Consider the following 26,801-nt stretch of genomic DNA (forward strand, 5'->3'; position numbering starts at 1 on the left):
TCACCCATACCGGTGAGACCGCCATTGCTTCCGTGCGACAACCGCGGAGCAGCGGACCGCTAACCGCAGAGCATCCCCACCGTTACTCTTCGTAATCAATCGCGCACATGACAATCAATTCCTCATGCGGACCCGCACGGGAGGAAGAAGGGGAGAAAGCAGCGGAAAATGCGTCCGGACATGCGACGACCCCCGCCGGGGGGGAGAGCGGGGGTCGTCCCCACGGCCGACTCGGGGGGGGAGGAGTCGGACCGGGTTAGCACGGTCGCGAACGATCCGTGACTTCCATGGTGTACCCGAGGGCCCTCTCAGGCAAACCCACGCGCCACACACTACGCCGAATGGGCTGCGCCTATGCTCAGGGGCGTGGAAAACCACTTGTCGCCCCGCACAGCCGCCTTCTTCGACCTGGACAAGACGGTCATTGCGAAGTCGAGCACACTCACCTTCAGCAAGTCCTTCTACCAAGGCGGACTGATCAACCGCAGGGCCGTCCTGCGGACCGCGTACTCCCAGTTCGTGTTCCTCGCCGGCGGCGCGGATCACGACCAGATGGAACGGATGCGGAAGTACCTGTCCGCCCTGTGCCGCGGGTGGAACGTCGAGCAGGTCAAGGAGATCGTCGCCGAGACCCTGCACGACCTGATCGACCCGATCATCTACGACGAGGCCGCCACCCTCATCGAGGAGCACCACACCGCCGGCCGTGACGTGGTGATCGTGTCCACCTCGGGCGCCGAGGTGGTGGAGCCGATCGGCGAGCTGCTGGGCGCCGACCGGGTCGTGGCCACGCGCATGGTGGTGGGCGACGACGGCTGCTTCACCGGCGAGGTCGAGTACTACGCGTACGGCCCGACGAAGGCGGAGGCGGTGCGGGAGCTGGCCGCGTCCGAGGGCTACGACCTGTCCCGCTGCTACGCCTACAGCGACTCGGTGACCGACATCCCGATGCTGGAGGCCGTCGGGCATCCGCACGCCGTGAACCCGGACCGCGCGCTGCGCCGGGAAGCGCTGGTGCGCGAGTGGCCGATCCTCGATTTCCACCGTCCGGTGCGGCTGAAGCAGCGCTTTCCGGCGTTCTCCGTTCCGCCTCGTCCCGCTCTTGTAGCGGCGGCCGCGATAGGCGCGGCGGCGGCCACCGCGGGCCTCGTCTGGTACGCGAGCCGGCGCCGCTCGACCGTTGCCTGAACGTACTTTTTCTTCGCCGCGCGTCCCCGTTCCGGGACGCGTTCGCCATTTCGACGTCCGTTTACTGCTTGTTTGCGCCCAAAAGTAAAGGAACGCGGCCAGGACTTCCCCTCTCCGGGAAGCCGGAGTACAAAGGACTCGACGGCCCGCGAGACCAAGGACGTCCGAGAGGACGACCTCCAGAACGCTTCAGGCCCCACGGACCGCGCATGGAAACCGCGCACCCACGCGACGTCGACCCGTCGATTACGGGCCAGCCGCACCAGGCCGGGCAAAGTCCCCGGCCTGATGGGTACGTATCGAGGACGCTTGGTAACGCGGTGGACATGCCAGCGGCGGTACGAGCATTCGTACCGCCGCATTCTCGCGCGGAGCCCTTCGCCCCGCCCGCGTCACCCTCCGCCCGGATGCTGGGCCCCTCCGCCCGGTCCCGTGACCCTTCGGCCGCTCAGGCGGCTCCGCGCTGCAGCGCCTCGCACACCGCCGTGGACTCGCGCGCGCCCAGCGCCACGGCCCGCCCGCAGTGGGCGATCCAGGCGGCCATGCCCTCCGCGGTGCCGGACAGGTAACCCCGCAGCGCCTCCTGGTAGGCGTCCTGGCCCAGCTCGGCGTGGCCGACCTCGGCGGGGCACACCGACTTGGGGTCGAGGCCGCTGCCGACCAGGACGATCCGCTCGGCCGTGCGCGCGACCAGACCGTTGTGGGACGTGAAGGGACGCAGCGCGAGCAGCTCGCCGTGCACCACGGCGGCCGTCACCAGCGCCGGCGCGGAACCGCCCGCGATGACGATCTCGGCCAGGCCCTCCAGGCGGCCGTGCATCTCGTCGGCGTCCGGCAGGGGCAGGTCGGTCAAGGGCTCGTCGACCGGCTCGCCCACCCGGCGGGGCCGGCCCACGTGCTCGGCCTTGTCGGCGGCGGCGACCAGGTGCAGCCGCGCCAGCACCCGCAGCGGCGACTGCCGCCAGATCGACAGCAGCTGCCCCGCCTCGGCCGTCAGCCGCAGCGCGGCGCCCACGGTGCGCGCACCGTCGTCGCCGCTGAAGTCGCTGCGCCGCCGCACCTCCTCCAGGGCCCAGTCCGCACCGGACAGCGCCGCCGAACCCCGGGCGCCGCGCAGGGCCGCCTCGGAGGTGATCTCGTTGCTGCGCCGCCGCATGACCCTGTGCCCGTAGACCCGGTCCACGGCCTTGCGTACGGACTCCACGGAGTCGGCCACACCGGGCAGGTTGCCCAGGGCCGCGAGGGGATCGGCGGTCGCGCCCGTCGTACTCATGAGTACGACCCTACGCACCCCGGACGCCCGCCCCACGATGGAGTGGTCTTCTTCACGCCCCGCTGTGACGTACAGCTATCGAGGCACTACGCTTCGTGAACATGAAAATTGCTTTCGTTGGGAAGGGCGGGAGCGGAAAGACGACCCTGTCCTCCCTGTTCATCCGTCATCTCGCGGCCGAGGGCGCCCCGGTCGTCGCCGTGGACGCCGACATCAACCAGCACCTCGGGGCCGCGCTGGGCCTGGACGAGTCCGAGGCCGCCGCCCTCCCCCCGATGGGCGAGCACCTCCGGCTGATCAAGGACCACCTGCGCGGCAGCAACCCGCGCATCGCGTCCGCCGACACGATGATCAAGACGACCCCGCCCGGCGAGGGCTCCCGGCTGCTGCGGGTCCAGGAGGACAACCCGGTCTACGACGCCTGCGCGCGTCCGGTGGCCCTGGACGGCGGCGCCGTCCGCCTGATGGTCACGGGCCCCTTCACCGACGCCGACCTCGGGGTCGCCTGCTACCACTCCAAGACCGGGGCGGTGGAGCTCTGCCTGAACCACCTGGTGGACGGCCCCGGCGAGTACGTCGTGGTCGACATGACGGCCGGCTCGGACTCCTTCGCGTCCGGCATGTTCACCCGCTTCGACATGACGTTCCTCGTCGCCGAGCCGACCCGGAAGGGCGTCTCCGTCTACCGCCAGTACAAGGAGTACGCCCGCGACTTCGGCGTGGCCCTGAGGGTCGTCGGCAACAAGGTGCAGGGCCCGGACGACCTCGACTTCCTGCGCGCGGAAGTGGGGGACGACCTGCTGGTGACCGTGGGCCACTCGGACTGGGTGCGGGCCATGGAGAAGGGTCGCCCGCCGCGGTTCGCCGCGCTGGAGGAGTCCAACCGGCTCGCCCTGCGCACCCTGCGCGAGGCGGCCGACGCGACGTACCAGCGGCGGGACTGGGAGCGGTACACGCGCCAGATGGTGCACTTCCATCTCAAGAACGCCCAGTCGTGGGGCAACGAGCGCACCGGGGCCGACCTGGCGGCGCAGGTCGACCCCGGTTTCGTGCTCGGCGAGAGCGTCACCGCCGGGGCCTGAGCCTCACTCCTTCGGCGCGGGAGAACCCGGCGCGCCCTTGGGGGCCGGGGCGGGGCCGGAGGCCAGGAAGGCCTTCCAGCCCTTCTTCGGGGCCTCGCCGACACCCAGCGAGCGCAGCTTCTCCAGGGTCGCCGGGTCCTGCGCGTCCAGCCAGTCCACCAGTTGGCGGAAGGAGACGCACCGCACGTCGGACTTGGTGCACACCGTCTCGATGACCTCCTCGACGGCCCGCATGTACGTGCCGCCGTTCCAGGACTCGAAGTGGTTGCCGATGATCAGGGGCGCCCTGTTGCCGTTGTAGGCGCGCTCGAAGCCCTGGAGCAGGCCGTCCCGCATCTGGTCGCCCCACATCTCGTGCTTGGAGGGGTCGCCCTGGGTGGTGGTGCCGGACTGGTTGACCATGAAGTTGTAGTCCATGGTGAGCTGCTCGAAGGAGTGCCCGGGGAAGGGCACGAGCTGCATCGACACGTCCCACAGCCCGGACTTCTTCTTGGGCCAGACCTGGTTGTTGACACCGCTGGTGTCGTAGCGGAAGCCCAGGTCCCGGGCGGCCTTCATGAAGTTCTCCTGCCCTTCCAGGCAGGGCGTACGGGCCCCGATGAGCTCCTTGTCGTAGTCGAAGGGCAGCGGGGCCTCGTTCTTCATGGCGGCGTTGGTCTTCCAGGTCTTCACGAACTGCTTGGCCTGGGCGATCTCCTCCTTCCACTCCTCCACCGACCACTCGCCGACCCCGCCGTCGCCGCCGCAGAAGTGGCCGTTGAAGTGCGTGCCGATCTCGTTGCCCTCGAGCCAGGCCAGCCGCAGCTGCTTCACGGTGTCGGCGATGCCCTGCTGGTCGTTGAAGCCGATGTCGGAGCGGCCCGGCGAGTGCTGCGGCGGGTTGTACAGGTCGCGCTTCTCCTCGGGCAGGAGGTACACGCCGCTGAGGAAGTACGTCATGGTCGCGTCGTTCTCCTTGGCGACCTTGCGGAAGTGGGAGAACAGCTTCTGGCTGTCCTCGCCCGCGCCGTCCCAGGAGAACACCACGAACTGCGGCGGCTTCTCGCCGGGCTTCATCCGCTCCGGCTTCGGCAGATGCGGCTGGGCGCCGGTGTAGGCGGTCGAGCCGTCGCCGATCAGCCGGACGACGTTCCTGGGGGCGGGGGCCGGCTGAGCCTTCTCCTGTTCCGGCCCGCCCTGCCCGCCTCCGCCGCCGGTTCCGCAGCCGGCGAGCGTGGCGAGGCAGACCGCGGTGATCACGGCGCCCGTGGCGTTCCTGTGGGTGGCGGCCATTCGCCCACCTTCTTCCTTCTCTCGGGCCGAGCTCGATGAGGCGTTGCGTGGTGCCGGGCCGGTCCATGCCGACCGCGCCGTCAACGTCGCACGGAAAGAAGAAGTGAATTAATACGACAAGCCGATGAAATAGCCACTTCACCCCTCAGAGTGACGCCTGCCGCCATTTGCCCGGAAAGTCTATGCCGGTCCTTTACTCGCAATTACGATCTGTTTACTGAGAGTCATCTCATCCCGCCGTTCTGGGGCCGTGCCCCACGGCCGCGACCGCTCCGCCCGAGCGGCCCCCCACCGTCACGCGACCGCGCAGACCCGAAGGAGACGGGAGTCCATGTCAGCCTGCGTTCCCGCCGGCGCCACCGAATCGGCGCACACCGAGCGAGCCCATCCCCCGCACAGCCCGCCGCCCGGCCGTCGTCGCCGCTTCCGCGTCGCGGGCGCCGACCTCTCGGCCGCCGTGGCGGTCTTCCTCATCGCCCTTCCCCTGTCCCTCGGCATCGCCCTCGCCACCGGCGCGCCCCTCCAGGCCGGCCTGGTCGCCGCGGCCGTGGGCGGGCTCGTCGCCGGACGGCTCGGCGGCTCCCCGCTCCAGGTGAGCGGCCCGGCGGCGGGACTCACGGTCGTCACCGCCGACCTCATCCACCAGTACGGCTGGCGCACCACCTGTGCCGTCACCGTCCTCGCCGGCCTCGCCCAGCTCGGCCTCGGCTGCCTGCGTGTGGCACGCGCAGCCCTCGCCGTGAGCCCCGCGATCGTGCACGGCATGCTGGCAGGAATCGGCGTCACCATCGCCGTCGCCCAGGCGCACATCGTCCTCGGGGGCGAGCCGCAGAGCTCCGTGCCCGACAATCTGCGCGCCCTGCCCACACAGTTGGCGCGTCTCGACCCCGCCGCTCTCGCGGTGAGTGTGCTGACGCTGGCCGTCCTGCTGCTCTGGCCCCGGCTGCCCGGACGCGCCGGACACCTGCTGCGCCGGATGCCCGCCGCACTGGTCGCCGTCACGGGAGCCACCGCGGCCGCCGCGGCGGCCGGCCTGGTGCTGCCCGCGGTGGACCTGCCGTCGTGGCACAGCCACGCGCTGGCCGGGCTGCCCGACGGCCCGGTGCTCGGTCTCGTCGCGGCCGTGCTCACCACCACCCTGGTGTGCAGCGTGCAGTCGCTGCTCGGCGCGACGGCCGTGGACAAGCTGGCCGCCGCCCGCCCCGGCGCACCGAGCCCTGTCCGCTCCGATCTGGACCGGGAGCTGCTCGGCCAGGGCGCGGCCAACGTGGTCTCCGGCACGCTCGGCGGTCTGCCCGTCGCCGGCGTCGCCGTCCGCAGCACGGCGAACGTCCACGCGGGCGCCGTCAGCCGGAACGCCACGATCATCCACGGCGTCCTGGTGGTGGCGGCCGCGCTGCTGCTGGTCCCGCTGCTGGAGCTGATCCCGCTCGCCGCGCTCGCCGCGCTCGTCATGGCCGTCGGTCTGCGCATGGTGTCCCTGCACCACATCCGCACGGTGACGCGCCACCGCGAGGTCCTGGTCTACGCCGTCACCGCCCTCGGGGTGATCTCGCTCGGAGTGCTGGAGGGCGTGGCGCTCGGCATCGCCGTGGCCGTGGGCGTGGCCCTGCATCGGCTCACCCGGACCCGGATCACCCACGAGGAGGAGAACGGCGTCCATCACGTGCACGTGCGGGGGCAGTTGACGTTCCTCGCGGTGCCGCGGCTCAGCCGGGCGCTGCACCTCGTCCCCCAAGGGGCGGACGTGCTGGTGTCGTTGAACGGGTCCTTCATGGACCACGCCGCGTACGAGACGCTGCAGGACTGGCAGAACACGCACACCGCGCGGGGCGGCTCCGTGGAGATCACCGGGGCGCGCGCGGGGGTGCGGATCGCCGAACCCGGCGCGCTCTCCACCGAACCGGCGCCCGGCGGGGAGTCCGGCACTTCCGGCGACTGCCGCTGCCGCCCCTGGACGGCCTGGCGCAACCACCAGTGCGAGCGGCCCTCCCCCGCCCCTGACACAGAGGACCCCCCGGACACGACGCCCGCATACAGCGAGGCGCACCGGCCCGCAGATCCGGGCGCCCCGGCCCGCGGACGCACCCCGAGCGGCCGCGAGCTGGTGCGCGGACTCAGCACGTTCCAGCGCCGCACGGCGCCCCTGGTGCGCGGTGAGCTGGCCCGGCTGGCGCGGGAGGGGCAGCGGCCGTCGCAGCTGTTCCTGACCTGTGCCGACTCCCGGGTGGTCACCTCGATGATCACCTCCAGCGGTCCCGGCGACCTGTTCGTGGTGCGCAACGTCGGCAATCTGGTGCCGCCGCCGGGCGCGGAGAGCGGCGACGACTCGGTGGCCGCCGCCATCGAGTACGCCGTCGACGTGCTGGCGGTGCGGTCGATCACGGTGTGCGGCCACTCGGGATGCGGCGCCATGCAGGCCCTGCTCGGCTCCCGCCCCGGCTCCCCCGCCGTCACGCCGCTCGGCCGCTGGCTGCGGCACGGCGGGCCGAGCGTGGAACGGCTGCGGGACCCCGGTGCGCCCGCGCCCCGGCTGGCCGGGCGGGACCCCGCCGACGACGTGGAACAGCTCTGCCTGACCAACGTGGTGCAGCAGCTGGAGCATCTCCGCGCCCACGAGGCGGTCGCCCGCGCCCTGGAGCAGGGAAGCCTCGAACTGCACGGGGTGTACTTCCACGTGGGTGAGGCCCAGGCATATCTCCTCGCGGAACAGGAGGAGGACAGGGTCTTCGACCGGGTACGCGAGGTGGACCTGGTGGTGTGACGCGCGTCAGGTGTGAGAGGCGTTACACCACTTGAACCAGGTTGCCCGGCGCCCCGTGGGAAGGGGTGTCGGGCAACCGCACGACACGACCCTCTACAGGTCTAAACCAATTTCCCGTCGACCCTTGTCAGCGTGCCCCCGGGTCTGATGAGCTGTGGCCTGGGACACAACGGACACCCTGGGAAAGGCAGATGCCGTGAGCAATGAAAGCCTGGCCAACCTCCTGAAGGAGGAGCGACGCTTCGCACCCCCCGCCGACCTGGCCGCGAACGCCAACGTCACCGCGGAGGCGTATGAACAGGCCAAGGCTGACAGGCTCGGCTTCTGGGCCGAGCAGGCCCGCCGGCTGACCTGGGCCAAGGAGCCCACCGAGACCCTCGACTGGTCGAACCCGCCGTTCGCCAAGTGGTTCCAGGACGGCGAGCTCAACGTCGCCTACAACTGCGTCGACCGGCACGTCGAGGCCGGGCACGGCGACCGGGTCGCGATCCACTTCGAGGGCGAGCCGGGCGACAGCCGCGCCATCACCTACGCCCAGCTCAAGGACGAGGTCTCCAAGGCCGCCAACGCCCTGCTGGAGCTGGGTGTCCGCAAGGGCGACCGGGTCGCCGTCTACATGCCGATGATCCCGGAGACCGCCGTCGCGATGCTGGCCTGCGCCCGCATCGGCGCCGCGCACTCGGTCGTCTTCGGCGGCTTCTCGGCGGACGCCCTCGCCACCCGCATCCAGGACGCCGACGCACGGGTCGTCATCACGTCCGACGGCGGCTACCGGCGCGGCAAGCCCTCCGCCCTGAAGCCGGCCGTGGACGAGGCCGTCAGCCGCGTGGAGAGCGTGGAGCACGTCCTCGTCGTCCGCCGCACCGGCCAGGACGTCGCCTGGACCGAGGGCCGCGACGTGTGGTGGCACGACGTGGTCGACCGGCAGAGCGCGGAGCACACCCCGGAGGCGTTCGACGCCGAGCACCCTCTGTTCATCCTCTACACCTCGGGCACCACGGGTAAGCCGAAGGGCATCCTGCACACCTCCGGCGGCTACCTGACCCAGACGTCGTACACGCACTGGGCGGTGTTCGACCTCAAGCCGGAGACCGACGTGTACTGGTGCACGGCGGACGTCGGCTGGGTCACCGGGCACTCGTACATCGTCTACGGGCCGCTCGCCAACGGCGCCACGCAGGTCATGTACGAGGGCACGCCCGACACGCCCCACCAGGGCCGCTTCTGGGAGATCGTGCAGAAGTACGGCGTGACGATCCTCTACACGGCGCCCACCGCGATCCGGACGTTCATGAAGTGGGGCGACGACATCCCCGCCAAGTTCGACCTGTCGTCGCTGCGGGTGCTCGGCTCCGTGGGTGAGCCGATCAACCCCGAGGCGTGGATCTGGTACCGCAAGAACATCGGCGCGGACCGCACCCCGGTCGTCGACACCTGGTGGCAGACCGAGACCGGCGGCATGATGATCTCGCCGCTGCCGGGCGTGACCTCCGCCAAGCCGGGCTCCGCCCAGACCCCGCTGCCGGGCATCTCCGCCACGGTCGTGGACGACGAGGCGAACGAGGTGCCCAACGGTGGTGGCGGCTACCTGGTGCTGACCGAGTCGTGGCCGTCGATGCTGCGCACCATCTGGGGCGACGACCAGCGGTTCATCGACACCTACTGGTCGCGCTTCGAGGGCAAGTACTTCGCCGGTGACGGCGCGAAGAAGGACGACGACGGCGACATCTGGCTGCTGGGCCGGGTCGACGACGTGATGCTGGTGTCCGGCCACAACATCTCCACCACGGAGGTCGAGTCCGCGCTGGTCTCCCACCCGTCGGTCGCCGAGGCTGCCGTGGTGGGCGCCGCGGACGAGACGACCGGCCAGGCGATCGTCGCCTTCGTCATCCTGCGCGGCACGGCGGCGGAGAGCGAGGACCTCGTGGGTGAGCTGCGGAACCACGTGGGCGCCACGCTCGGCCCGATCGCCAAGCCGAAGCGGATCCTGCCGGTGGCCGAGCTGCCGAAGACCCGCTCCGGCAAGATCATGCGGCGTCTGCTGCGGGACGTCGCGGAGAACCGCCAGCTCGGGGACGTCACCACGCTGACGGACTCCACGGTCATGGACCTCATCCAGGCGAAGCTTCCGGCTGCGCCGAGCGAGGACTGACCGGCACCCCTGCCCGCACGGGTGCCGGCGGGACAGCCCCAGCCACGCCCGCACCCGTCCGGACCGGTGCACCGCCGCCCGCGCCCCCGCTCGTGGGGGCACGGGCGGCGTCCTGTGTGCCGGGTTCCCGCCCTGTGAGGCAAACCACGCCAAGCCCCTGCGCGGCGGCCGGGCGCGGCTGGGCGGTCCCGTCCGCGGGCGCGATCTCCGCAGGTCAGCAGCCTCGACCCCACCCGTTCCCCTGGCAGGCCCCTAGGCCGCTCCGCGCCCGGGTCGCCGGTGCCGCTGGTGCGGCCCGCGAGCACGTTAGCTACGCTAAAGAACGGTAAAAGTAGTCTCATGGAGCGCCGGGAAGTCTGGTCGGCACACGGTTCGTGCTGCCCGTCCACCAGAGGAAACGCCTGTGAGTGCCCCCACCCCTTCCCCCCGCAAGAGCTTCGGTCGGCTCTCCCTGCCCGAGCGGAACTTCGTCGCGGAGGCCCTGCGCACGGAGACCGTCGGCGGCGTCCTGCTGCTGCTCGCCGCCGTCGCCGCGCTGGTGTGGGCGAACCTGCCCGCGCTGGGTGACAGCTACGAGACCGTCAGCCACTGGCACTTCGGCCCGTCCTCCCTCGGACTGAACCTGTCCGTCGCGCACTGGGCGGCCGACGGTCTGCTCGCGATCTTCTTCTTCGTGGCCGGCGTCGAGCTCAAGCGGGAACTGGTCGCCGGTGACCTGCGCGACCCGAAGGCCGCCGCGCTGCCCGTCGTCGCCGCCCTGTGCGGCATGATCGCGCCCGCGCTGGTCTACACGCTGACGGCCGGTGCGGGCGGCGGCTCCCTCGCCGGCTGGGCCGTGCCCACCGCCACCGACATCGCGTTCGCGCTGGCCGTGCTCGCCGTCATCGGCACCTCGCTGCCCAGCGCGCTGCGCGCCTTCCTGCTCACCCTCGCGGTCGTCGACGACCTGTTCGCGATCCTGATCATCGCGGTCTTCTTCACCGACCAGCTGAACTTCGCCGCGCTGGGCGGCGCGGTCGCGGGCCTGGTCGTCTTCTGGCTGCTGCTGCGCAAGCGGATACGCGGCTGGTACGTGTACGTGCCGCTGGCCCTGGTGATCTGGGGGCTGATGTACAACAGCGGCATCCACGCCACCATCGCCGGTGTCGCCATGGGTCTGATGCTGCGCTGCCACCGCGAGGAGGGCGAGAAGCAGTCCCCCGGCGAGCACATCGAGCACCTGGTCCGGCCGCTGTCGGCGGGTTTCGCCGTCCCGGTGTTCGCGCTGTTCAGCGCCGGTGTCGCGGTCTCCGGTGATGCCCTCGGGGAGGTGTTCACGCAGCCCGAGACGCTCGGCGTCGTCCTCGGCCTGGTCATCGGCAAGACGTTCGGCATCTTCGGCGGCACCTGGCTGACGTCCCGGTTCACCCGCGCCTCGCTCAGCGACGACCTGGCCTGGGCGGACGTGTTCGCAGTGGCCACGCTCGCCGGCATCGGCTTCACCGTGTCGCTGCTCATCGGCGAGCTGGCCTTCGAGGACGACGCGACGATGGCCGGCAGTGTGAAGGCCGCCGTCCTCACCGGCTCACTCCTCGCCACCATCCTGGCGACCGTCCTGCTGAAGATGCGGAACGCCAAGTACCGCAAGCTCGCCGAGGAGGAGGAGCGGGACGAGGACCTCAGCGGTGTGCCGGACGTCTACGAGCAGGACGACCCGGAGTACCACCTCCGAATGGCCGACATCCTGGAGAAGAAGGCCGCCGAGCACCGTCGGCTCGCCCGGGAGAAGGCCGCAGCGCGAGACGCGCTTGCACAAGTGCCGGGCGGGGCAGGCGATCGGCACGACGGTCCGGCATGATCTGACGGGACGGTACAAAAGAACGGGACCGTCCCGCGCAGGCACGACGGACGTACGCGAGGCGTACGGAGAAGAGGGAGACCGCGATGAGCGCACCCGACGGCAGCCCGGTCGGCGCCGAACGCAGCATCGGCCAGCTGTTCGCCACGGCGACGGCGGAGATGTCGGCGCTGGTGCACGACGAGATCGCGCTGGCGAAGGCGCAGCTCAGGCAGGACGTGAAGCGGGGTGCGACGAGCGGCGGCGCGTTCATGGCGGCGGGCGTGCTGCTGTTGTTCTCCCTGCCGATGCTGAACTTCGCGCTCGCCTACGGCATCCGCACCTGGAGCGGCTGGAACATGGCGGTGTGCTTCCTGCTGTCCTTCGCGGCGAACTGCCTGATCGCCGGCCTCCTCGCCCTCATCGGCGTCGTCTTCGCGAAGAAGGCCAAGAAGGGCCGCGGCCCGCAGAAGGTCGCCGCCTCGGTGAAGGAGTCGGCCGGCGTGCTGCAGAAGGCCAAGCCGCACCCGCGTCCGGCCCTCCCCGGGCACCGTGGCCCCGAGGCCATCGAGGCTGTGGCACGCTCGACCTCATGACGGACCCCGCCACTCCTTCGGCGCAACCTGCCTCGGTCGTACGCCTGGACCTCCCGGACGCCCCGGGACTCGTCCACCGGGACGTCGCCGCCAACGGCGCGCGCTTCCACATCGCGGAGCTGGGCGACGGCCCGCTGGTGCTGCTGCTGCACGGCTTCCCCCAGTTCTGGTGGACCTGGCGGCACCAGCTCACGGCGCTCGCCGACGCCGGGTTCCGGGCCGTCGCCATGGACCTGCGGGGCGTCGGCGGCAGCGACCGCACCCCGCGCGGGTACGACCCGGCCAACCTGGCGCTGGACGTCACCGGCGTGATCCGCTCCCTGGGCGAGCCGGACGCCGCGCTCGTCGGCCACGACCTGGGCGGCTACCTCGCCTGGACGGCCGCGGCGATGCGCCCCAAGCTCGTCCGGCGGCTCGCGGTGTCCTCGATGCCGCACCCGCGGCGCTGGCGCTCCTCGATGCTGGCCGACGCCCGGCAGACGGCTGCCCAGTCGCACATCTGGGGCTTCCAGCGGCCCTGGATCCCGGAGCGCCGGCTCACCGCGGACGACGGGGCGATGGTGGCGCGGCTCATCCAGGAGTGGTCGGGGCCGCAGCCGCCCGACGAGAAGGTACTGGAGACCTACCGGCAGGCCATGTGCATCCCGTCCACGGCGCACTGCTCGATCGAGCCGTACCGGTGGATGGTGCGGTCGCTGGCCCGCCCGGACGGCATCCAGTTCAACCGCAGGATGAAGCGCCCGGTGCGGGTGCCGACGCTGCATCTGCACGGCTCGCTGGACCCGGTGGTGCGCACACGCAGCGCGGCGGGCTCGGGGCAGTACGTCGAAGCCCCGTACCGCTGGCGGCTGTTCGACGGACTCGGGCACTTCCCGCACGAGGAGGACCCGGTGGCCTTCTCGACCGAGCTGATCAACTGGTTGAAGGATCCCGAGCCGGACCGCTGAAGAGTCGACCGGTCATACGAACGCCAATTGCCTGGCGCATAGGCCAATTGGCGGCCCCTCAGGCGGTTATGGACCTTGGGGCGGGGGCACACGTCCGGGTATGGGCTGGACGCACGACTACAGTGACGCAAGCCGCAATCGCCGCTCGGCGAGCGGTGTGGGCTCCCACCAGCGAGGCGGTGCACCACAGATGGCAGCTACGGATCTCAGGGTCGGCATCCCGCGCATTCTCCGCCGCCGTGCGCGCTGGGTATCGGTCCGGCTCCGTCACCCGCGGGGCTGACGGTCCGTCCGGCTGTTCCTGACGTCCCGGCAGCTCCCGCTCCGGTTCCCGCTCAGAGCGCGCACTTGTCGCTGTCCACCTCCTGGGCGGCGCTGCGGCCCCTGGCGATGTCCTCGCGGATCTCGTCCACGGTCAGCGCGTATCCCGTCTGGGCGTCGTCCAGCGACTTCGCGAAGATGACGCCGTAGACCTCCCCCTCGGGGGTGAGGAGCGGGCCGCCGGAGTTGCCCTGACGGACCGTCGCGAACAGCGAGTACACGTCGCGGCGCACCGTGCCGCGGTGGTAGATGTCGGGGCCGTTGGCCGTGATGCGCCCCCGCAGCCTCGCCGCGCGGACGTCGTACGCGCCGTTCTCCGGGAAGCCGGCGACGATCGCGCCGTCCCCGCTGCTCGCGTCCTCGGTGGCGAACCGCAGCGCGGGCGCGTCCATGTCGGGCACGTCGAGCACGGCGATGTCGCGCTTCCAGTCGTACAGGACGACCGTGGCGTCGTACATGCGGCCCTCGCCGCCTATCTGCACGACGGGCTCGTCGACGCCGCCCACCACATGGGCGTTGGTCATGACGCGCCGGTCGTCGAATACGAAGCCGGTGCCCTCCAGCACCTTGCCGCAGCTCGTCGCCGTGCCCGTCACCTTGACGATGGAGCGCTGCGCGCGGGCGGCGACGCGGCTGCCCGCGAGCGCCGGGTCGGGCGGACGGACGTCCGTGATGGGCTCGTTGGCGAACGGGCTGAAGACCTGCGGGAAGCCGTTCTGCGCGAGGACGGACGAGAAGTCGGCGAACCAGATGTCCGCCTGGTCCGGCAGCGCCCGGGAGACGCCGAGCAGCACCTTGGAGCCGCGCACCTCCTTGCCGAGCGTCGGCAGCGTCGTCCCGGCGAGGGCGGAGCCGATCAGCCAGGCGACCAGGAGCATCGCGACGACGTTGACGAGGGCCCCGCCGGTGGCGTCGAGGGCGCGGGCCGGGGACCAGGTGATGTACCGGCGGAGCTTGTTGCCCAGATGGGTGGTCAGGGCCTGGCCGACGGAGGCGCACACTATGACGACCACGACCGCCACGACGGCGGCGGTGGTACCCACTTCGGAGTTGTCCGTCATCGCGTCCCAGATGACGGGCAGCGTGTAGACGGCGATCAGACCGCCCCCGAGGAATCCGATCACCGACAGGATGCCGACGACGAAGCCCTGTCGATATCCGACCACGGCGAACCACACGGCTGCCACCAGCAGCAGGATGTCCAGCACGTTCACCGATTCAAGCCTCGCCTCGTCCTACGCAGCACGGCGCCCACCCTGTCACGCCCTCCAGTCCAGCGGGACCCGCTTGTCCCGATCCCAGGGGCGCTCCCAGCCCGCGAAGTGCAGCAACCGGTCGATGACCCCCGCGGTGAACCCCCACACGAGGGCCGATTCGACCAGGAACGCGGGTCCGCGGAAACCGCTGGGATGGATCGCGGTCGCACGGTTGTCCGGGTGGGTGAGATCGGCCACGGGCACGGTGAACACCCGCGCCGTCTCGTTCGGATCGACGACGCCGACCGGGGTGGGCTCGCGCCACCAGCCGAGCACGGGCGTCACGACGAAGCCGCTGACGGGGATGTAGAGCCTCGGCAGCACGCCGAAGAGCTGCACGCCGGACGGGTCGAGCCCGGTCTCCTCCTCGGCCTCACGCAGCGCGGCCCGCAGTGGTCCCTCGCCCTGCGGGTCGCCGTCCTCGGGGTCGAGGGCCCCGCCCGGGAAGGACGGCTGCCCGGCGTGCGAGCGCAGCGAACTGGCCCGCTCCATGAGCAGCAGCTGGGGCCCGCGCTCGTCCTCACCGAAGAGGATCAGGACGGCGGACTGCCGCCCCGAGCCGTCCTTCGGCGGCAGGAAGCGGCTCAGCTGTGTGGGCCGGACCGTCTCGGCGGCGCGGACCACCGGGTCCAGCCACGCGGGCAGCCCGTCCCTGCTGAGGGCCACCGGGCCTCCCTGCGTCCCGCTCGCTCGCGTCATGCCCACCCCCGTCGTCCGGCCCCGTCCCACGCGTCCGACGCGCGACGCTCCCGAGCCCCGTCCCACGCGTCCAACGCGCGACGCTCCCGAGATCGTTCCGCGGCACGCGAGGGCGTCCGGCCTGCCCTCATCCGGCCCCCAGCGGCGGGGCCGGCCTGCCGCCGGCGTCCAGGTACGCCTGCGGGGGTTTCAGCCGCTGGCCCGGCTGCCCGGCCTTCTCGTACTTCAGCAGCTTCTTCGCCTTCTCCGGGTCCGTCTCGCCCTCGCCGTACGCCGGGCAGAGCGGGGCGATCGGACAGGCGCCGCAGGCGGGCTTGCGGGCGTGGCAGATACGGCGCCCGTGCCAGATGACGTGGTGGGACAGGTCGGTCCAGTCGCTCTTCGGGAACAGTGCGCCGACCGCCGCCTCGATCTTGTCCGGGTCGGTCTCGTCGGTCCACTTCCAGCGGCGTACCAGGCGCTGGAAGTGGGTGTCGACCGTGATGCCGGGGCGGCCGAAGGCGTTGCCGAGCACGACGAACGCGGTCTTGCGGCCCACGCCGGGCAGCTTGACCAGGTCCTCCAGCCGGCCCGGCACCTCCCCGCCGAACTGCTCCACCAACGCCTTGGACAGCCCGATGACCGACTTGGTCTTGGCGCGGAAGAAGCCGGTGGGGCGGAGGATCTCCTCCACCTCCTCCGGGTTGGCCGCCGCCAGGTCCTCGGGAGTGGGGTACTTCGCGAACAGCGCCGGGGTCGTCTGATTGACGCGCAGGTCGGTGGTCTGGGCCGACAGCACGGTGGCGACGACGAGTTGGAAGGGGTTCTCGAAATCCAGCTCGGGGTGGGCGTACGGGTACACCTCGGCGAGCTCGCGGTTGATGCGGCGGGCCCGCCGCACCAGCGCCGTACGGGACTCGCCCTGCGGGTGCGCGGCGACCGTCCTGGCCGGGGCGGCCGGGACGGAGGCGGTCGCCTTCTTGGGAGCGACGACCTGCTTCCTGGGGGCGGGGGCCTTCTTCAGAGCGGCGGAGGACTTGGCGGGGGCGGTCTTCTTGTGAGCGGCGGGGGCGGCCTTCCCGGCGGACGCCTTCTTCGCGGCGGGCTTCCGAGCGGGAGCGGCTTCCTTGGCGGAGGCCTTCTTCGCCGTGGCCTTCTTCGCCGTGGCCTTCTTCGCAGGGGCCTTCTCAGCCGGGGCCTTCTTCGTGGAAGCCCTCCGTGCAGGAGGCTTCCGCGCAGGTGCGGCCTTCTTCGCGGAGGCGGAACCCCCGGCGGCAGCCGTCTCCGCGGCTTTCGCCGTCTTCCTACCGCCATCGGAGACCTGTTCGCCCACAGCGGAATCGCGTTCTGCACTCACCCGCGCAGCCCCCTCGGCCTGTGCTCTCACCGGCGATTTGGACACCCGGCCAGCCTACGACCCGGCACGGACATCCGCCCCGGACCCAGAAGATCGGCGTCCAATTGGACCCCTGCCGCATACCCCGGGCGACCCGTGCGGCATCCTTGTGACAGATCACACTGTTTGGACGGTCCGGCAAAATGGGAACCACGGTCCCCTGGCACGCAGGGGAACCAAGATCCCCTGAGCAGGTCGAATAGGAGAGAACTCGTGGACGACGTTCTGCGGCGGAACCCGCTTTTCGCGGCGCTCGATGACGAGCAGGCCGCGGAGCTTCGCGCCTCCATGAGTGAGGTGACCCTGGCACGGGGCGACTCACTGTTCCACGAGGGAGACCCGGGCGACCGCCTGTACGTGGTCACCGAGGGCAAGGTGAAGCTGCACCGCACCTCCCCCGACGGCCGCGAGAACATGCTCGCCGTGGTCGGCCCGGGCGAGCTGATCGGTGAACTGTCCCTCTTCGACCCGGGCCCGCGCACGGCGACCGCCACGGCGCTCACCGAGGTGAAGCTGCTGGGCCTGGGCCACGGCGACCTCACGCCCTGGCTGAGCGCCCGCCCCGAGGTGGCCACGGCGCTGCTGCGCGCCGTCGCCCGCCGGCTGCGCAAGACCAACGACGCCATGTCCGACCTGGTCTTCTCCGACGTCCCGGGCCGTGTCGCGCGCGCCCTGCTGGACCTCTCCCGCCGCTTCGGCGTGCAGTCGGAGGAAGGCATCCACGTGGTGCACGACCTCACGCAGGAGGAGCTGGCCCAGCTGGTCGGCGCGTCCCGCGAGACGGTCAACAAGGCCCTGGCGGACTTCGCCCAGCGCGGCTGGCTTCGGCTCGAGGCCCGCGCGGTGATCCTGCTCGACGTGGAGCGGCTCGCCAAGCGCTCCCGCTGACGCGGCACCCGGCTTTTCCGCGCCCCCACGGCCCACCCCGGCCGTGGGGGCGCTGGCGTGCCACCAAGCGGGCGTGCCGCCAAGCAGGCGTCCCACCACGCGGGCGTGCCGTCAGATGATGCCGTGCTCCTTCAGGTACTCAAGCTGGGCCCGTACGGAGAGTTCCGCGGCCGGCCAGAGGGAGCGGTCGACGTCGGCGTAGACGTGGGCGACGACCTCGGGGGGAGTGCGGTGGCCGTCCTCGACGGCCGTCTCCACCTGGGCGAGCCGGTGGGCGCGGTGAGCGAGGTAGTACTCGACGGCGCCCTGGGCGTCGTCCAGCACCGGCCCGTGTCCCGGCAGCACCGTGTGGACGCCGTCGTCGACGGTGAGGGACCTGAGCCGGCGCAGGGTGTCCAGGTAGTCGCCGAGGCGGCCGTCGGGGTGGGCCACGACGGTCGTACCGCGTCCCAGCACGGTGTCGCCGGTCAGGATCGCCTGGTCCGCCGGCAGGTGGAAGCACAGGGAGTCGGCGGTGTGGCCCGGGGCCGGCACGACGCGCAGCTCCAGGCCGCCCACGGTGACGACGTCCCCGGCGGCCAGGCCCTCGTCGCCGAGGCGCAGCGCCGGGTCCAGGGCGCGCACCTTCGTGCCGGTCAGCTCGGCGAAACGGGCGGCGCCCTCGGCGTGGTCGGGGTGACCGTGCGTCAGCAGGGTGAGGGCGACCCGCTTGCCGGCCTGCTCGACGGTGCCGACGACGTGCCGCAGGTGCCCGTCGTCCAGCGGCCCCGGGTCGACGACGACGGCGAGGTCGGAGTCCGGCTCGGACAGGATCCAGGTGTTCGTGCCGTCCAGCGTCATCGCCGAGGGGTTCGGGGCGAGCACGTTGACGGCCCGCGCGGTCGCGGGACCGGAGAGGACCCCGCCGCGCGGCTGGCCGGGAAGGGCGGTGGCATCCGTCATGAGGGGGCTCCCCCGGTCGGGATGTGCTTGGTGAACTCGTCGTGCCCGGGCCAGGAGAGGACGATCTCGCCGTCCACCAGGCGCGCGGAGGCCAGCACCGGCGTGAGATCCCGCGCGGGCGCCGCGTCGAGCGCCTCCGCGGCCGTGCCGTACGCCACGAGCTGGCGCAGGGTCGCGATCGTCGGGGGCATCATCAGCAGCTCGCTCCGGTCGTAGCCGTCGGCCGCCTCGCGCGGGGTGATCCACACCGTGCGGTCGGCCTCCGTGGAGGCGTTGCGGGTGCGCTGGCCATCGGGCAGTGCGGCGACGAAGAACCACGTGTCGTAGCGGCGCGGCTCGAACTCGGGGGTGATCCAGCGCGTCCACGCGCCGAGCAGGTCGGAGCGCAGCACCAGGCCGCGGCGGTCGAGGAACTCCGCGAAGGACAGCTCGCGCGCGACGAGCGCGGCGCGGTCCGCCTCCCAGTCCGCGCCGGTGGTGTCGCCGACCACCGCGTCCGGGGCGGGGCCGGCGAGCAGCACGCCGGCCTCCTCGTACGTCTCGCGCACGGCCGCGCAGACGATCGCCTGGGCGCCGGCGCGGTCCACGCCGAGGCGCTCCGCCCACCAGTCGAGCGAGGGTCCGGCCCAACGGACGTGCCGGTCGTCGTCGCGCGGGTCGACGCCGCCGCCGGGGTAGGCGTACGCGCCGCCCGCGAACGCCATGGACGTACGGCGGCGCAGCATGTGCACGGCGGGTCCGTCGCCGGTGTCCTTGAGGAGCATGACGGTGGCCGCGCGCCTGGGCGGGACGGGCGTCAGCTCACCGCTCGCCAGTGCCTTGATCCGCTCGGGCCACTCCGGCGGGTACCACTGCCCGCCAGCCTGCGCATTCGCCATGGCCGGAGGCTATCCCGAGACGCCCGGATGTTCGAGTGCCTCTTGGGACGGAGGGGGTGCCGCCGGTGGCGTGGGGTGGCCCCGGGGCGGGGTCGGGAGCCACTTGCGGCCGGGGCCCACCGGGCGACCGAGGCGGTCGTCACCGGCGCGGGTGGCCCGGGGCGGGGCGGGCAGAGGCGGCCCGGGGGCGGGGCGGGCAGGGCGACCGCCTGGCGGCCGCGGCAGGGAACAGTCGCGACCGGCAGCGGCCCGACGGGCCGGGGGCGTCAGTCGCGGCAGGGGCTAGGGGCCGGGCCCGCGGGAGCGGACACCCTGGGCCGGCGCCCGTGGCCCTCCGGCGGCGGAAACCCCGGGCCGGCAGCGGCCCCGCGGACCGGGGCGTCAGTCGCAGCCGGGGCCAGGGGCCGGGCCCGCGGGAGCGGACACCCTGGGCCGGCGCCCGTGGCCCTCCGGCGGCGGAGACCCCGGGCCGGCGCAACCGGGGCGAACGCCCGGTGGCGGGCCCGGCGCCCCCGCCGGGTCCGTACGTGCCGCGCCCCGGCAGGCGCGGGGCCGGCCGGGGCGGCGTGCGGCGATCAATGGCCGGCCGGGGCAGTGTCGGCGATCGACGGGGCGTGGGCCGGAAGAGATCCGGGGACGTCTGCCCAGGGGGGAGGCGTGGCCCGGAGGAGGTCCGGGGACGCCCGCCCGGAGGGCTAGTCCTCCGTGAGTTCCACCTGCATCTCGACCTCGACCGGCGCGTCCAGCGGCAGGACCGCGACGCCGACCGCGCTGCGGGCGTGCACGCCCTTGTCGCCGAGCACCTCGCCCAGGAGTTCGCTGGCGCCGTTGACGACGGCAGGCTGGCCGGTGAAGTCCGCGGCGGAGGCGACGAAGCCGACGACCTTCACGACGCGCGCGACGCGGTCCAGGTCACCGGCGACCGACTTGACCGCCGCGAGCGCGTTCAGCGCGCAGGTGCGGGCCAGGTCCTTGGCCTCCTCGGGGGTGACCTCCGCGCCGACCTTGCCGGTCACCGGAAGCTTGCCGTCCACCATCGGCAGCTGGCCGGAGGTGAACACGTACCGGCCGGAGACGACGGCGGGCTGGTACGAGGCGAGCGGCGGGACGACCTCGGGCAGGCTCAGGCCCAGCTCGGCCAGCCGGGACTCGACGACGCCGCTCATGCCTGCTTCTCGCGCTTCAGGTAGGCCACCAGCTGCTCGGGGTTGTTCGGCCCGGGCACGACCTGGACGAGCTCCCAGCCGTCCTCGCCCCAGGTGTCAAGAATCTGCTTCGTCGCGTGGACGAGCAGCGGCACAGTCGCGTATTCCCACTTCGTCATGCGGCCGACTCTAGCCGCTGCCCCGTCCGCCTCCCGCGTCGCCGTCACCCCGTCCGGGACGGCACACGGGGGCGGGAACATCACCCGGAGCCGCCGCCACGCGCGGTGAGCATTTAGGCTCGAAGGCGTGAGCAGGCTCCAGGTCGTGAGTGGCAAGGGCGGAACCGGCAAAACCACGGTGGCCGCCGCTCTGGCGCTGGCCCTGGCCGAGGAGGGGAAGCGGACGCTTCTCGTCGAGGTCGAGGGCCGGCAGGGCATCGCGCAGCTCTTCGAGACGCAGGCGCTGCCGTACGAGGAGCGGAAGATCGCCGTCGCTCCCGGGGGCGGGGAGGTGTTCGCCCTCGCCATCGACCCCGAACTGGCCCTTCTGGACTACCTCCAGATGTTCTACAAGCTCGGCAGCGCCGGCCGGGCCCTGCGCAAGCTCGGCGCGATCGACTTCGCCACCACGATCGCCCCCGGCGTGCGGGACGTGCTGCTCACCGGCAAGGCGTGCGAGGCGGTGCGGCGCAAGGACCGCGGCGGCCGGTTCGTCTACGACTACGTCGTGATGGACGCACCGCCGACCGGCCGCATCACCCGCTTCCTCAACGTCAACGACGAGGTGGCCGGGCTCGCCAAGATCGGCCCGATACACAATCAGGCGCAGGCCGTCATGCGCGTGCTGAAGTCGCCGGAGACGGCCGTGCACCTGGTCACCCTGCTGGAGGAGATGCCGGTCCAGGAGACCGCGGACGGCATCGCGGAACTGCGCGCGGCCCGGCTGCCGGTGGGACGGGTCATCGTGAACATGGTTCGGCCGCAGGTGCTGGACGCCGCCGACCTGGAACTCGTCGGGAGCGTCCCCCGTTCCGCCGTGGCGCAGTCGCTGTCCTCGGCCGGGCTCGGCGGCGCGCGGCGCGGCGGGCACGCGGAGCGGCTGGTGGAGCCGCTGCTGGCGCAGGCGGAGGAGTACGCCGAGCGGTACACGCTGGAGACCGAGCAGCGCGCGGTGCTGGCGGAACTCGACGTGCCGCTGCACGAACTGCCGTTGCTGGCCGAGGGAATGGACCTGGCAGGGCTGTACGCGCTGGCGCGCAAGCTGCGCGGGCAGGGCGTGTCATGAGCGGCCGTACGCCCCGCCGGGAGCACGTCCCGGGCGACCCGCACCACCGCATCGGCCCCGCCGTCACGCGCACGAGTCGGATCCACCGGAAGCAGGGGATGTCATGAACCGTCGTCCGGAACCGGCGCAGGACCAGGACCCGGTCCGTGAGCACCTCTCGCCCGCCCGCACGCTGGAGATCGACCCGCTGATCGAGGATCCGGACACCCGGATCGTGGTGTGCTGCGGCTCGGGCGGTGTCGGCAAGACGACCACGGCCGCGGCGCTGGGCCTGCGGGCGGCGGAGCGGGGCCGCAAGGTGGTGGTCCTCACCATCGACCCGGCGCGCCGGCTCGCCCAGTCCATGGGCATCGACTCCCTCGACAACACCCCGCGCCGGGTGAAGGGCATCGACGACTCCGCGGGCGGCGAACTGCACGCGATGATGCTCGACATGAAGCGCACCTTCGACGAGATCGTCGAGGCGCACGCGGACCCCGAGCGGGCCGCCGCGATTCTTGGCAACCCGTTCTACCAGTCGCTCTCCGCGGGCTTCGCCGGCACGCAGGAGTACATGGCGATGGAGAAGCTGGGGCAGCTGCGGGCGCGGGACGAGTGGGACCTGATCGTGGTCGACACCCCGCCGTCGCGTTCCGCGCTGGACTTCCTGGACGCGCCCAAGCGGCTCGGCTCCTTCCTCGACGGCAAGCTGATCCGGGTGCTGCTGGCCCCGGCCAAGGTGGGCGGCCGTGCGGGGATGAAGTTCCTGAACGTCGGGATGTCGATGATGACCGGCGCGCTCGGCAAGGTGCTCGGCGGTCAGCTGCTGCGCGACGTGCAGACGTTCGTGGCGGCGATGGACTCCATGTTCGGCGGGTTCCGGACGCGCGCGGACGCCACGTACAAGCTGCTCCAGGCACCCGGGACGGCGTTCCTGGTGGTCGCGGCGCCCGAGCGGGACGCGCTGCGGGAGGCCGCGTACTTCGTGGAACGGCTGGCCGCGGAGGACATGCCGCTGGCGGGTCTGGTCCTCAACCGGGTGCACGGCAGCGGGGCCGGCCGGCTGTCGGCCGAGCGGGCGCTGGCCGCCGCGGAAAATCTTGACGAGTCCCGCATTGTGGATCAGCCGGACGGGAAAGCTGGACTTCGTAACTCTCCCGACACGTACGGCAGTTCAGAATCACCCGCGCGTAACGACACCGACGGAGGCTCCCCCGCCACCGAGGACGCCGACGGCGCGGCTCCCGAAGACGAACCGACTGCGACGGACGGCGAGCGCTCGGTCGAGCGTCTCACCGCCGGTCTGCTGAGACTGCACGCGGAGCGGATGCAGCTGCTCGCGCGCGAGCGGCGGACGCGTGACCGCTTCACGGCGCTCCACCCCGAGGTGGCGATGACCGAGGTGGCCGCCCTGCCCGGCGACGTCCACGACCTCGCGGGGCTGCGCGACATCGGTGAACGCCTGGCGGCGGGGCGCGCGGAGCTGTCGGGTACGCCCTGAGGGGCGTCCGGCTTCTTCGCGGGCGCGCGATGCGCATACGACCTGCGCGCCGACGTACGCCTCGGGTGTCACCGCACTCGGGCGCGACCGCGCTCGAACCTGGCCGTGAGCACCCTCGCGCCCGCGCACACAGGCGCACCGGGCGCCCCCGCGCACGACGAGGCGCACCGGGACCGGACCACCCATGACCTGCCCACCGCTGAAAGCGAACCGCGTGGGCCCCGGTCGCAGCACCGGGCACGCCGAGGACCCCCCGAGAGCCCTCACCGAGAGCTCAGCTCACTGCGGCGTAGTCCTCGTAGACCTGGTCGTCGTTGAGCGGCACGACGCCCGTGCCACGCTCGTACTCCGAGCGCGCGGTCTCCAGCAGCCGGCGCCAGGACGTCACGGTCGGCCGTCGGCGCAGCAGCGCACGGCGCTCACGCTCCGTCATGCCTCCCCACACGCCGAACTCGACGCGGTTGTCGAGCGCGTCTGCCAGGCACTCCGTGCGCACCGGGCAGCCGGTGCACACCGCCTTGGCCCTGTTCTGCGCTGCTCCTTGAACGAACAGTTCATCCGGATCGGTAGTGCGGCAGGCAGCCTGCGCACTCCAGTCGGTAACCCAGCCCATACCGGCGCCGTCCTCTCCCGAATCGAGGCTCCCCCACGGCGGCAGCGGCATATTCACCGCCGCCAGTTGAGGACGTTACGGAAGGTGGGCACAGCGCAACACCCCCAGCGGGCCCAATCTTGAATGGTCCGAACGGACTATGGGTAAGCGGCAGATCACCCGGGGGAGTGAGGGGGCGACATGCGTGACGATTGGGGCATTATGGGTCAGTTCAGTTGCGCCACAACGGGCATCCCGTGACACACGAGGCGATCCGGACACGGTCTCCACGCTCCTCGACTCCACTCGTACGAAGAAAGTCGAAAAGATCCGGAACGATTCGGGGTCGCCGGACGTATTGATACGTGGCCCCACTGCTGTGACAGTTGAGTGCAGCTTAGGCCAAGGCATATACGCTTGTCCGGCGAATGAGAACGTAGGCTGCACCCATGCCAAAGAAGCGCTCGGGCGGTGGTCTGTCCTCCACGCAGCAGGCCGCCAAGTTCCTCGGTGTCAGTGTCCTGGCCGGTGCCGTCATGGCCGGCATCGCGCTGCCGGCGGTGGGCGCGCTGGGCCTTGCGGCGAAGGGGTCGGTGGAGAGCTTCGACGAGCTCCCGGCCGCTTTGAAGACGCCGCCGCTGAGCCAGCGCACCACCATCCTCGACGCCGACGGCGGCCTGATCGCCACCGTCTACTCGCGCGACCGCACGGTGGTGGACCTCAAGGACATCTCGCCGTACATGCAGAAGGCGATCGTCGCCATCGAGGACTCCCGCTTCTACGAACACGGGGCGGTCGACCTGAAGGGCGTGCTGCGCGCGCTCAACAAGAACGCCCGCAGCGGCGAGGTCTCCGAGGGCGCCTCGACGCTCACCCAGCAGTACGTGAAGAACGTCTTCGTCGAGGAGGCGGGCGACGACCCGACGAAGGTCGCGCAGGCCACCCAGCAGACCATCGGCCGCAAGATCCAGGAGCTGAAGTACGCGATCCAGGTCGAGGAAGAGCTGGGCAAGAAGAAGATCCTCGAGAACTACCTGAACATCACGTTCTTCGGTCAGCAGGCGTACGGCGTCGAGGCCGCGTCCCAGCGCTACTTCTCCAAGCCGGCCAAGGACCTCAACCTCCAGGAGGCCGCGCTCCTCGCGGGCATCGTCCAGTCGCCCAGCCGCTACGACCCGGTGAACGACGAGGCCGAAGCGAAGAAGCGGCGCAACATCGTGCTGAAGCGGATGGCCGAGGTCGGGGACGTCTCCCCGGAGGAGGCCGCCGAGGCGATGCGCTCCCCCCTGGGCCTCAAGGTCAGCGAGCCGAAGAACGGCTGCATCACCGCGGCCAAGGGCGCGGGCTTCTTCTGCAAGTACGTGGAGAAGGTCTTCCTCAACGACCCGGTCTTCGGCAAGTCGCGCGAGGAGCGGGCGAAGGTCTGGAACCAGGGCGGCCTCACGATCCGCACGACGCTGGAGCCGCAGGCCCAGGAGTCGGTGCAGGAGTCGCTCAAGGACCACGTCTACGAGTCGGACGAGGTCGCCGCCGCGTCGACGCTCGTGGAGCCGGGCACCGGCAAGATCGTCGCGATGGGCCAGTCGAAGCCGTACGGCTACGGCAAGAACCAGACGGAGATCAACTTCTCCGTGGACTCCGCGTGGGGCGGCTCCAACTTCGGCTTCCCGACCGGTTCGACGTTCAAGCCGTTCGTGGCCGCCGCCGCCCTGGAGGAGGGCCGGCCGCCGACGCAGGAGTACTCCGCCCCGTACGACATGCCGTACCCCGACACCGTGCGCGGCTGCGAGAAGCCGTGGGTGAACGACGGCAACTACAAGCTGGAGAACGAGAACGAGTCCGAGGTCGGGCCGTACGCGTTGAAGGACGCGATGGCGAAGTCGGTCAACACCTACTTCGTGCAGATGATCGAGGACATCGGGATGTGCCCGGTGGTGACCATGACCGACAAGCTCGGCGTGGTGCAGGGCAACGGGGACAAGATCCCCGAGGTGCCCTCCTCGATGACCCTCGGCTCCACCGGTCTGTCGCCCCTCACCATGGCGAGCGCCTACGCGGCCTTCGCCTCGCGGGGCATGTACTGCACGCCGGTCGCCATCGAGTCGATCACCCAGAAGACCGGTGACCAGTCGAAGTCCCTGCCCGTCCCGAAGTCCACGTGCTCGCGCGCGATGAGCGAGAAGACGGCGGACACGGTGAACGAGCTGCTCAGGGGCGTGATCGACTCCGGTACCGGTCAGCAGGCCGGCCTCGGCGACGGCCGCGCCAACGCCGGTAAGACCGGAACGACGGACGAGCGCCGGAACGCCTGGTTCGTCGGCTACACGCCGAACATGTCGGGCGCCGTGTGGGTGGGCAGCGCCAGCCAGAAGGTGAAGATGCGGAGCATCACCATCGGCGGTCAGTACCACGACCTGGTCTTCGGTGGCGCCGTCCCGGGCCCCATCTGGCGCGACGCGATGTCCGGCGCACTGGAGGGCAAGGACGCCCCGGACTTCAACCGGGTGCACATCCCGGACCCGAAGAAGCCCGAGGACCGCGACAAGGGCCGTGGCCGCGGTGACGACGGCAAGGGCGACGACGGCTTCATCGGCGGCCTGATCAACGGCGGCAACGGCAACGAGGGCGGTGACGGCGGCAACGGCGGCCAGCCGGACCCGGGCTTCACGATCCCCGAAGGCTTCATCCGGGGCCCGGGCAACGGGCCGGGCGGCCGGGACTGACGGTCGGCCGACAACACGGCGGTGGGGGCGCCGGGGCGGGGGGGGGGGGGGGCCGGCCGGGCCGGGGGGGGGCCCCCCCCCCCCCCAGTCACCGCGCCCCCCCCCAAACGAGTCGCCCCGGAAGAAAA

General features: G+C 71.6%; 22 protein-coding genes. 12 read left to right on the top strand and 10 right to left on the bottom strand.

Annotated elements, in window-relative coordinates; genetic code table 11:
* The first annotated feature begins 354 nt into the window (after positions 1 to 354).
* Positions 355 to 1,188: an HAD-IB family hydrolase gene (locus tag ACF1AG_RS12415; protein ID WP_359599894.1), complete on the top strand. Its 834-nt coding sequence runs from the start codon at positions 355 to 357 to the stop codon at positions 1,186 to 1,188.
* A gap of 448 nt (positions 1,189 to 1,636) precedes the next feature.
* Here ACF1AG_RS12415 and ACF1AG_RS12420 read toward each other — a convergent pair whose 3' ends face one another.
* On the bottom strand, positions 1,637 to 2,461 hold the full coding sequence (locus ACF1AG_RS12420; protein WP_359599895.1) for an oxidoreductase: 825 nt from the start codon (positions 2,459 to 2,461) through the stop codon (positions 1,637 to 1,639).
* Positions 2,462 to 2,562: 101 nt separating this feature from the next.
* Between ACF1AG_RS12420 and ACF1AG_RS12425 the strand changes: the two genes are divergently transcribed.
* Complete coding sequence (locus ACF1AG_RS12425; RefSeq protein ID WP_391809713.1) at positions 2,563 to 3,543, top strand: ATP-binding protein; 981 nt, start codon at positions 2,563 to 2,565, stop codon at positions 3,541 to 3,543.
* A 3-nt stretch (positions 3,544 to 3,546) separates the two neighbouring features.
* Here ACF1AG_RS12425 and ACF1AG_RS12430 read toward each other — a convergent pair whose 3' ends face one another.
* Positions 3,547 to 4,815, bottom strand: a complete 1,269-nt coding sequence (locus ACF1AG_RS12430; RefSeq protein ID WP_359599898.1) for a hypothetical protein — start codon at positions 4,813 to 4,815, stop codon at positions 3,547 to 3,549.
* 331 nt (positions 4,816 to 5,146) lie between these two features.
* Between ACF1AG_RS12430 and ACF1AG_RS12435 the strand changes: the two genes are divergently transcribed.
* From ACF1AG_RS12435 to ACF1AG_RS12460, 6 genes are all read left to right on the top strand, one after another.
* Positions 5,147 to 7,579 carry a SulP family inorganic anion transporter gene (locus ACF1AG_RS12435; protein WP_359599899.1) on the top strand — a complete coding sequence of 811 codons (2,433 nt, stop codon included), beginning with the start codon at positions 5,147 to 5,149 and terminating at the stop codon, positions 7,577 to 7,579.
* A gap of 196 nt (positions 7,580 to 7,775) precedes the next feature.
* Positions 7,776 to 9,731, top strand: a complete 1,956-nt coding sequence (gene acs / locus ACF1AG_RS12440) for an acetate--CoA ligase (protein WP_391809714.1) — start codon at positions 7,776 to 7,778, stop codon at positions 9,729 to 9,731.
* Positions 9,732 to 10,134: 403 nt separating this feature from the next.
* Complete coding sequence (gene nhaA / locus ACF1AG_RS12445; RefSeq protein WP_359605952.1) at positions 10,135 to 11,568, top strand: Na+/H+ antiporter NhaA; 1,434 nt, start codon at positions 10,135 to 10,137, stop codon at positions 11,566 to 11,568.
* Positions 11,569 to 11,654: 86 nt separating this feature from the next.
* Positions 11,655 to 12,143 carry a phage holin family protein gene (locus ACF1AG_RS12450; RefSeq protein ID WP_359605950.1) on the top strand — a complete coding sequence of 163 codons (489 nt, stop codon included), beginning with the start codon at positions 11,655 to 11,657 and terminating at the stop codon, positions 12,141 to 12,143.
* Entirely contained in the window at positions 12,140 to 13,090 is a 951-nt protein-coding gene (locus ACF1AG_RS12455) for an alpha/beta hydrolase (protein WP_359605948.1), read from the top strand. The genes ACF1AG_RS12450 and ACF1AG_RS12455 overlap by 4 nt, the downstream gene beginning before the upstream one ends.
* A gap of 100 nt (positions 13,091 to 13,190) precedes the next feature.
* Positions 13,191 to 13,373 (top strand): hypothetical protein, encoded by a 183-nt coding sequence (locus ACF1AG_RS12460; protein WP_078492825.1) that lies wholly within the window; start codon positions 13,191 to 13,193, stop codon positions 13,371 to 13,373.
* Between the two features lie 52 nt (positions 13,374 to 13,425).
* Here the strand turns inward: ACF1AG_RS12460 and ACF1AG_RS12465 are convergent, their stop codons facing one another.
* The 3 genes from ACF1AG_RS12465 to nth form a co-directional block, all read right to left on the bottom strand.
* A complete protein-coding gene (locus ACF1AG_RS12465; RefSeq protein WP_359605946.1) occupies positions 13,426 to 14,625 on the bottom strand; it encodes a MarP family serine protease in 1,200 nt (399 codons plus the stop codon).
* Between the two features lie 45 nt (positions 14,626 to 14,670).
* Positions 14,671 to 15,366 (bottom strand): CoA pyrophosphatase, encoded by a 696-nt coding sequence (locus ACF1AG_RS12470; RefSeq protein ID WP_359605944.1) that lies wholly within the window; start codon positions 15,364 to 15,366, stop codon positions 14,671 to 14,673.
* 127 nt (positions 15,367 to 15,493) lie between these two features.
* Positions 15,494 to 16,678, bottom strand: coding sequence for an endonuclease III (gene nth, locus ACF1AG_RS12475; RefSeq protein WP_391809715.1), 1,185 nt, complete (start codon positions 16,676 to 16,678; stop codon positions 15,494 to 15,496).
* Between the two features lie 276 nt (positions 16,679 to 16,954).
* On the opposite strand from nth, the gene ACF1AG_RS12480 reads away from it, so the two are divergent.
* A complete protein-coding gene (locus ACF1AG_RS12480; RefSeq protein WP_006132548.1) occupies positions 16,955 to 17,629 on the top strand; it encodes a Crp/Fnr family transcriptional regulator in 675 nt (224 codons plus the stop codon).
* Positions 17,630 to 17,740: 111 nt separating this feature from the next.
* Here ACF1AG_RS12480 and ACF1AG_RS12485 read toward each other — a convergent pair whose 3' ends face one another.
* From ACF1AG_RS12485 to ACF1AG_RS12500, 4 genes are all read right to left on the bottom strand, one after another.
* The gene (locus ACF1AG_RS12485; protein ID WP_391809716.1) at positions 17,741 to 18,571 is read right to left on the bottom strand and encodes an MBL fold metallo-hydrolase; all 831 of its coding nucleotides are present in this window, start codon (positions 18,569 to 18,571) and stop codon (positions 17,741 to 17,743) included.
* Positions 18,568 to 19,449, bottom strand: a complete 882-nt coding sequence (locus tag ACF1AG_RS12490) for an NUDIX hydrolase (protein ID WP_391809717.1) — start codon at positions 19,447 to 19,449, stop codon at positions 18,568 to 18,570. The genes ACF1AG_RS12485 and ACF1AG_RS12490 overlap by 4 nt, the downstream gene beginning before the upstream one ends.
* Positions 19,450 to 20,144: 695 nt before the next feature.
* Positions 20,145 to 20,615 (bottom strand): RidA family protein, encoded by a 471-nt coding sequence (locus tag ACF1AG_RS12495; RefSeq protein WP_359605937.1) that lies wholly within the window; start codon positions 20,613 to 20,615, stop codon positions 20,145 to 20,147.
* A complete protein-coding gene (locus tag ACF1AG_RS12500; protein WP_003975360.1) occupies positions 20,612 to 20,773 on the bottom strand; it encodes a DUF4177 domain-containing protein in 162 nt (53 codons plus the stop codon). Before ACF1AG_RS12500 ends, ACF1AG_RS12495 begins: the two co-directional genes overlap by 4 nt.
* Positions 20,774 to 20,900: 127 nt before the next feature.
* On the opposite strand from ACF1AG_RS12500, the gene ACF1AG_RS12505 reads away from it, so the two are divergent.
* Positions 20,901 to 21,878, top strand: a complete 978-nt coding sequence (locus ACF1AG_RS12505) for an ArsA-related P-loop ATPase (protein WP_359605935.1) — start codon at positions 20,901 to 20,903, stop codon at positions 21,876 to 21,878.
* Positions 21,879 to 21,981: 103 nt separating this feature from the next.
* A complete protein-coding gene (locus ACF1AG_RS12510; RefSeq protein ID WP_359605933.1) occupies positions 21,982 to 23,358 on the top strand; it encodes an ArsA family ATPase in 1,377 nt (458 codons plus the stop codon).
* Between the two features lie 274 nt (positions 23,359 to 23,632).
* Here ACF1AG_RS12510 and wblA read toward each other — a convergent pair whose 3' ends face one another.
* Positions 23,633 to 23,971, bottom strand: a complete 339-nt coding sequence (gene wblA / locus ACF1AG_RS12515) for a transcriptional regulator WblA (RefSeq protein WP_019527064.1) — start codon at positions 23,969 to 23,971, stop codon at positions 23,633 to 23,635.
* A 428-nt stretch (positions 23,972 to 24,399) separates the two neighbouring features.
* Between wblA and ACF1AG_RS12520 the strand changes: the two genes are divergently transcribed.
* Positions 24,400 to 26,673 (top strand): transglycosylase domain-containing protein, encoded by a 2,274-nt coding sequence (locus ACF1AG_RS12520; RefSeq protein ID WP_359605931.1) that lies wholly within the window; start codon positions 24,400 to 24,402, stop codon positions 26,671 to 26,673.
* The last annotated feature ends 128 nt before the right edge of the window (positions 26,674 to 26,801 follow it).

The sequence above is a fragment of the Streptomyces sp. NPDC014764 genome, from assembly GCF_043082785.1.
GTDB classification, from domain to species: Bacteria; Actinomycetota; Actinomycetes; order Streptomycetales; family Streptomycetaceae; genus Streptomyces; species Streptomyces althioticus.

Excerpts from the sequence above, each read along its gene's own strand:
- ACF1AG_RS12415 (WP_359599894.1), top strand. The coding sequence starts at position 355 with ATGCTCAGGGGCGTGGAAAACCACTTGTCGCCCCGCACAGCCGCCTTC.
- ACF1AG_RS12420 (WP_359599895.1), bottom strand. The coding sequence starts at position 2,461 with ATGAGTACGACGGGCGCGACCGCCGATCCCCTCGCGGCCCTGGGCAAC.
- ACF1AG_RS12425 (WP_391809713.1), top strand. The coding sequence starts at position 2,563 with ATGAAAATTGCTTTCGTTGGGAAGGGCGGGAGCGGAAAGACGACCCTG.
- ACF1AG_RS12430 (WP_359599898.1), bottom strand. The coding sequence starts at position 4,815 with ATGGCCGCCACCCACAGGAACGCCACGGGCGCCGTGATCACCGCGGTC.
- ACF1AG_RS12435 (WP_359599899.1), top strand. The coding sequence starts at position 5,147 with ATGTCAGCCTGCGTTCCCGCCGGCGCCACCGAATCGGCGCACACCGAG.
- ACF1AG_RS12450 (WP_359605950.1), top strand. The coding sequence starts at position 11,655 with ATGAGCGCACCCGACGGCAGCCCGGTCGGCGCCGAACGCAGCATCGGC.
- ACF1AG_RS12455 (WP_359605948.1), top strand. The coding sequence starts at position 12,140 with ATGACGGACCCCGCCACTCCTTCGGCGCAACCTGCCTCGGTCGTACGC.
- ACF1AG_RS12460 (WP_078492825.1), top strand. The coding sequence starts at position 13,191 with ATGGGCTGGACGCACGACTACAGTGACGCAAGCCGCAATCGCCGCTCG.
- ACF1AG_RS12470 (WP_359605944.1), bottom strand. The coding sequence starts at position 15,366 with ATGACGCGAGCGAGCGGGACGCAGGGAGGCCCGGTGGCCCTCAGCAGG.
- ACF1AG_RS12485 (WP_391809716.1), bottom strand. The coding sequence starts at position 18,571 with ATGACGGATGCCACCGCCCTTCCCGGCCAGCCGCGCGGCGGGGTCCTC.
- ACF1AG_RS12490 (WP_391809717.1), bottom strand. The coding sequence starts at position 19,449 with ATGGCGAATGCGCAGGCTGGCGGGCAGTGGTACCCGCCGGAGTGGCCC.
- ACF1AG_RS12495 (WP_359605937.1), bottom strand. The coding sequence starts at position 20,615 with ATGAGCGGCGTCGTCGAGTCCCGGCTGGCCGAGCTGGGCCTGAGCCTG.
- ACF1AG_RS12500 (WP_003975360.1), bottom strand. The coding sequence starts at position 20,773 with ATGACGAAGTGGGAATACGCGACTGTGCCGCTGCTCGTCCACGCGACG.
- ACF1AG_RS12510 (WP_359605933.1), top strand. The coding sequence starts at position 21,982 with ATGAACCGTCGTCCGGAACCGGCGCAGGACCAGGACCCGGTCCGTGAG.
- wblA (WP_019527064.1), bottom strand. The coding sequence starts at position 23,971 with ATGGGCTGGGTTACCGACTGGAGTGCGCAGGCTGCCTGCCGCACTACC.
- ACF1AG_RS12520 (WP_359605931.1), top strand. The coding sequence starts at position 24,400 with ATGCCAAAGAAGCGCTCGGGCGGTGGTCTGTCCTCCACGCAGCAGGCC.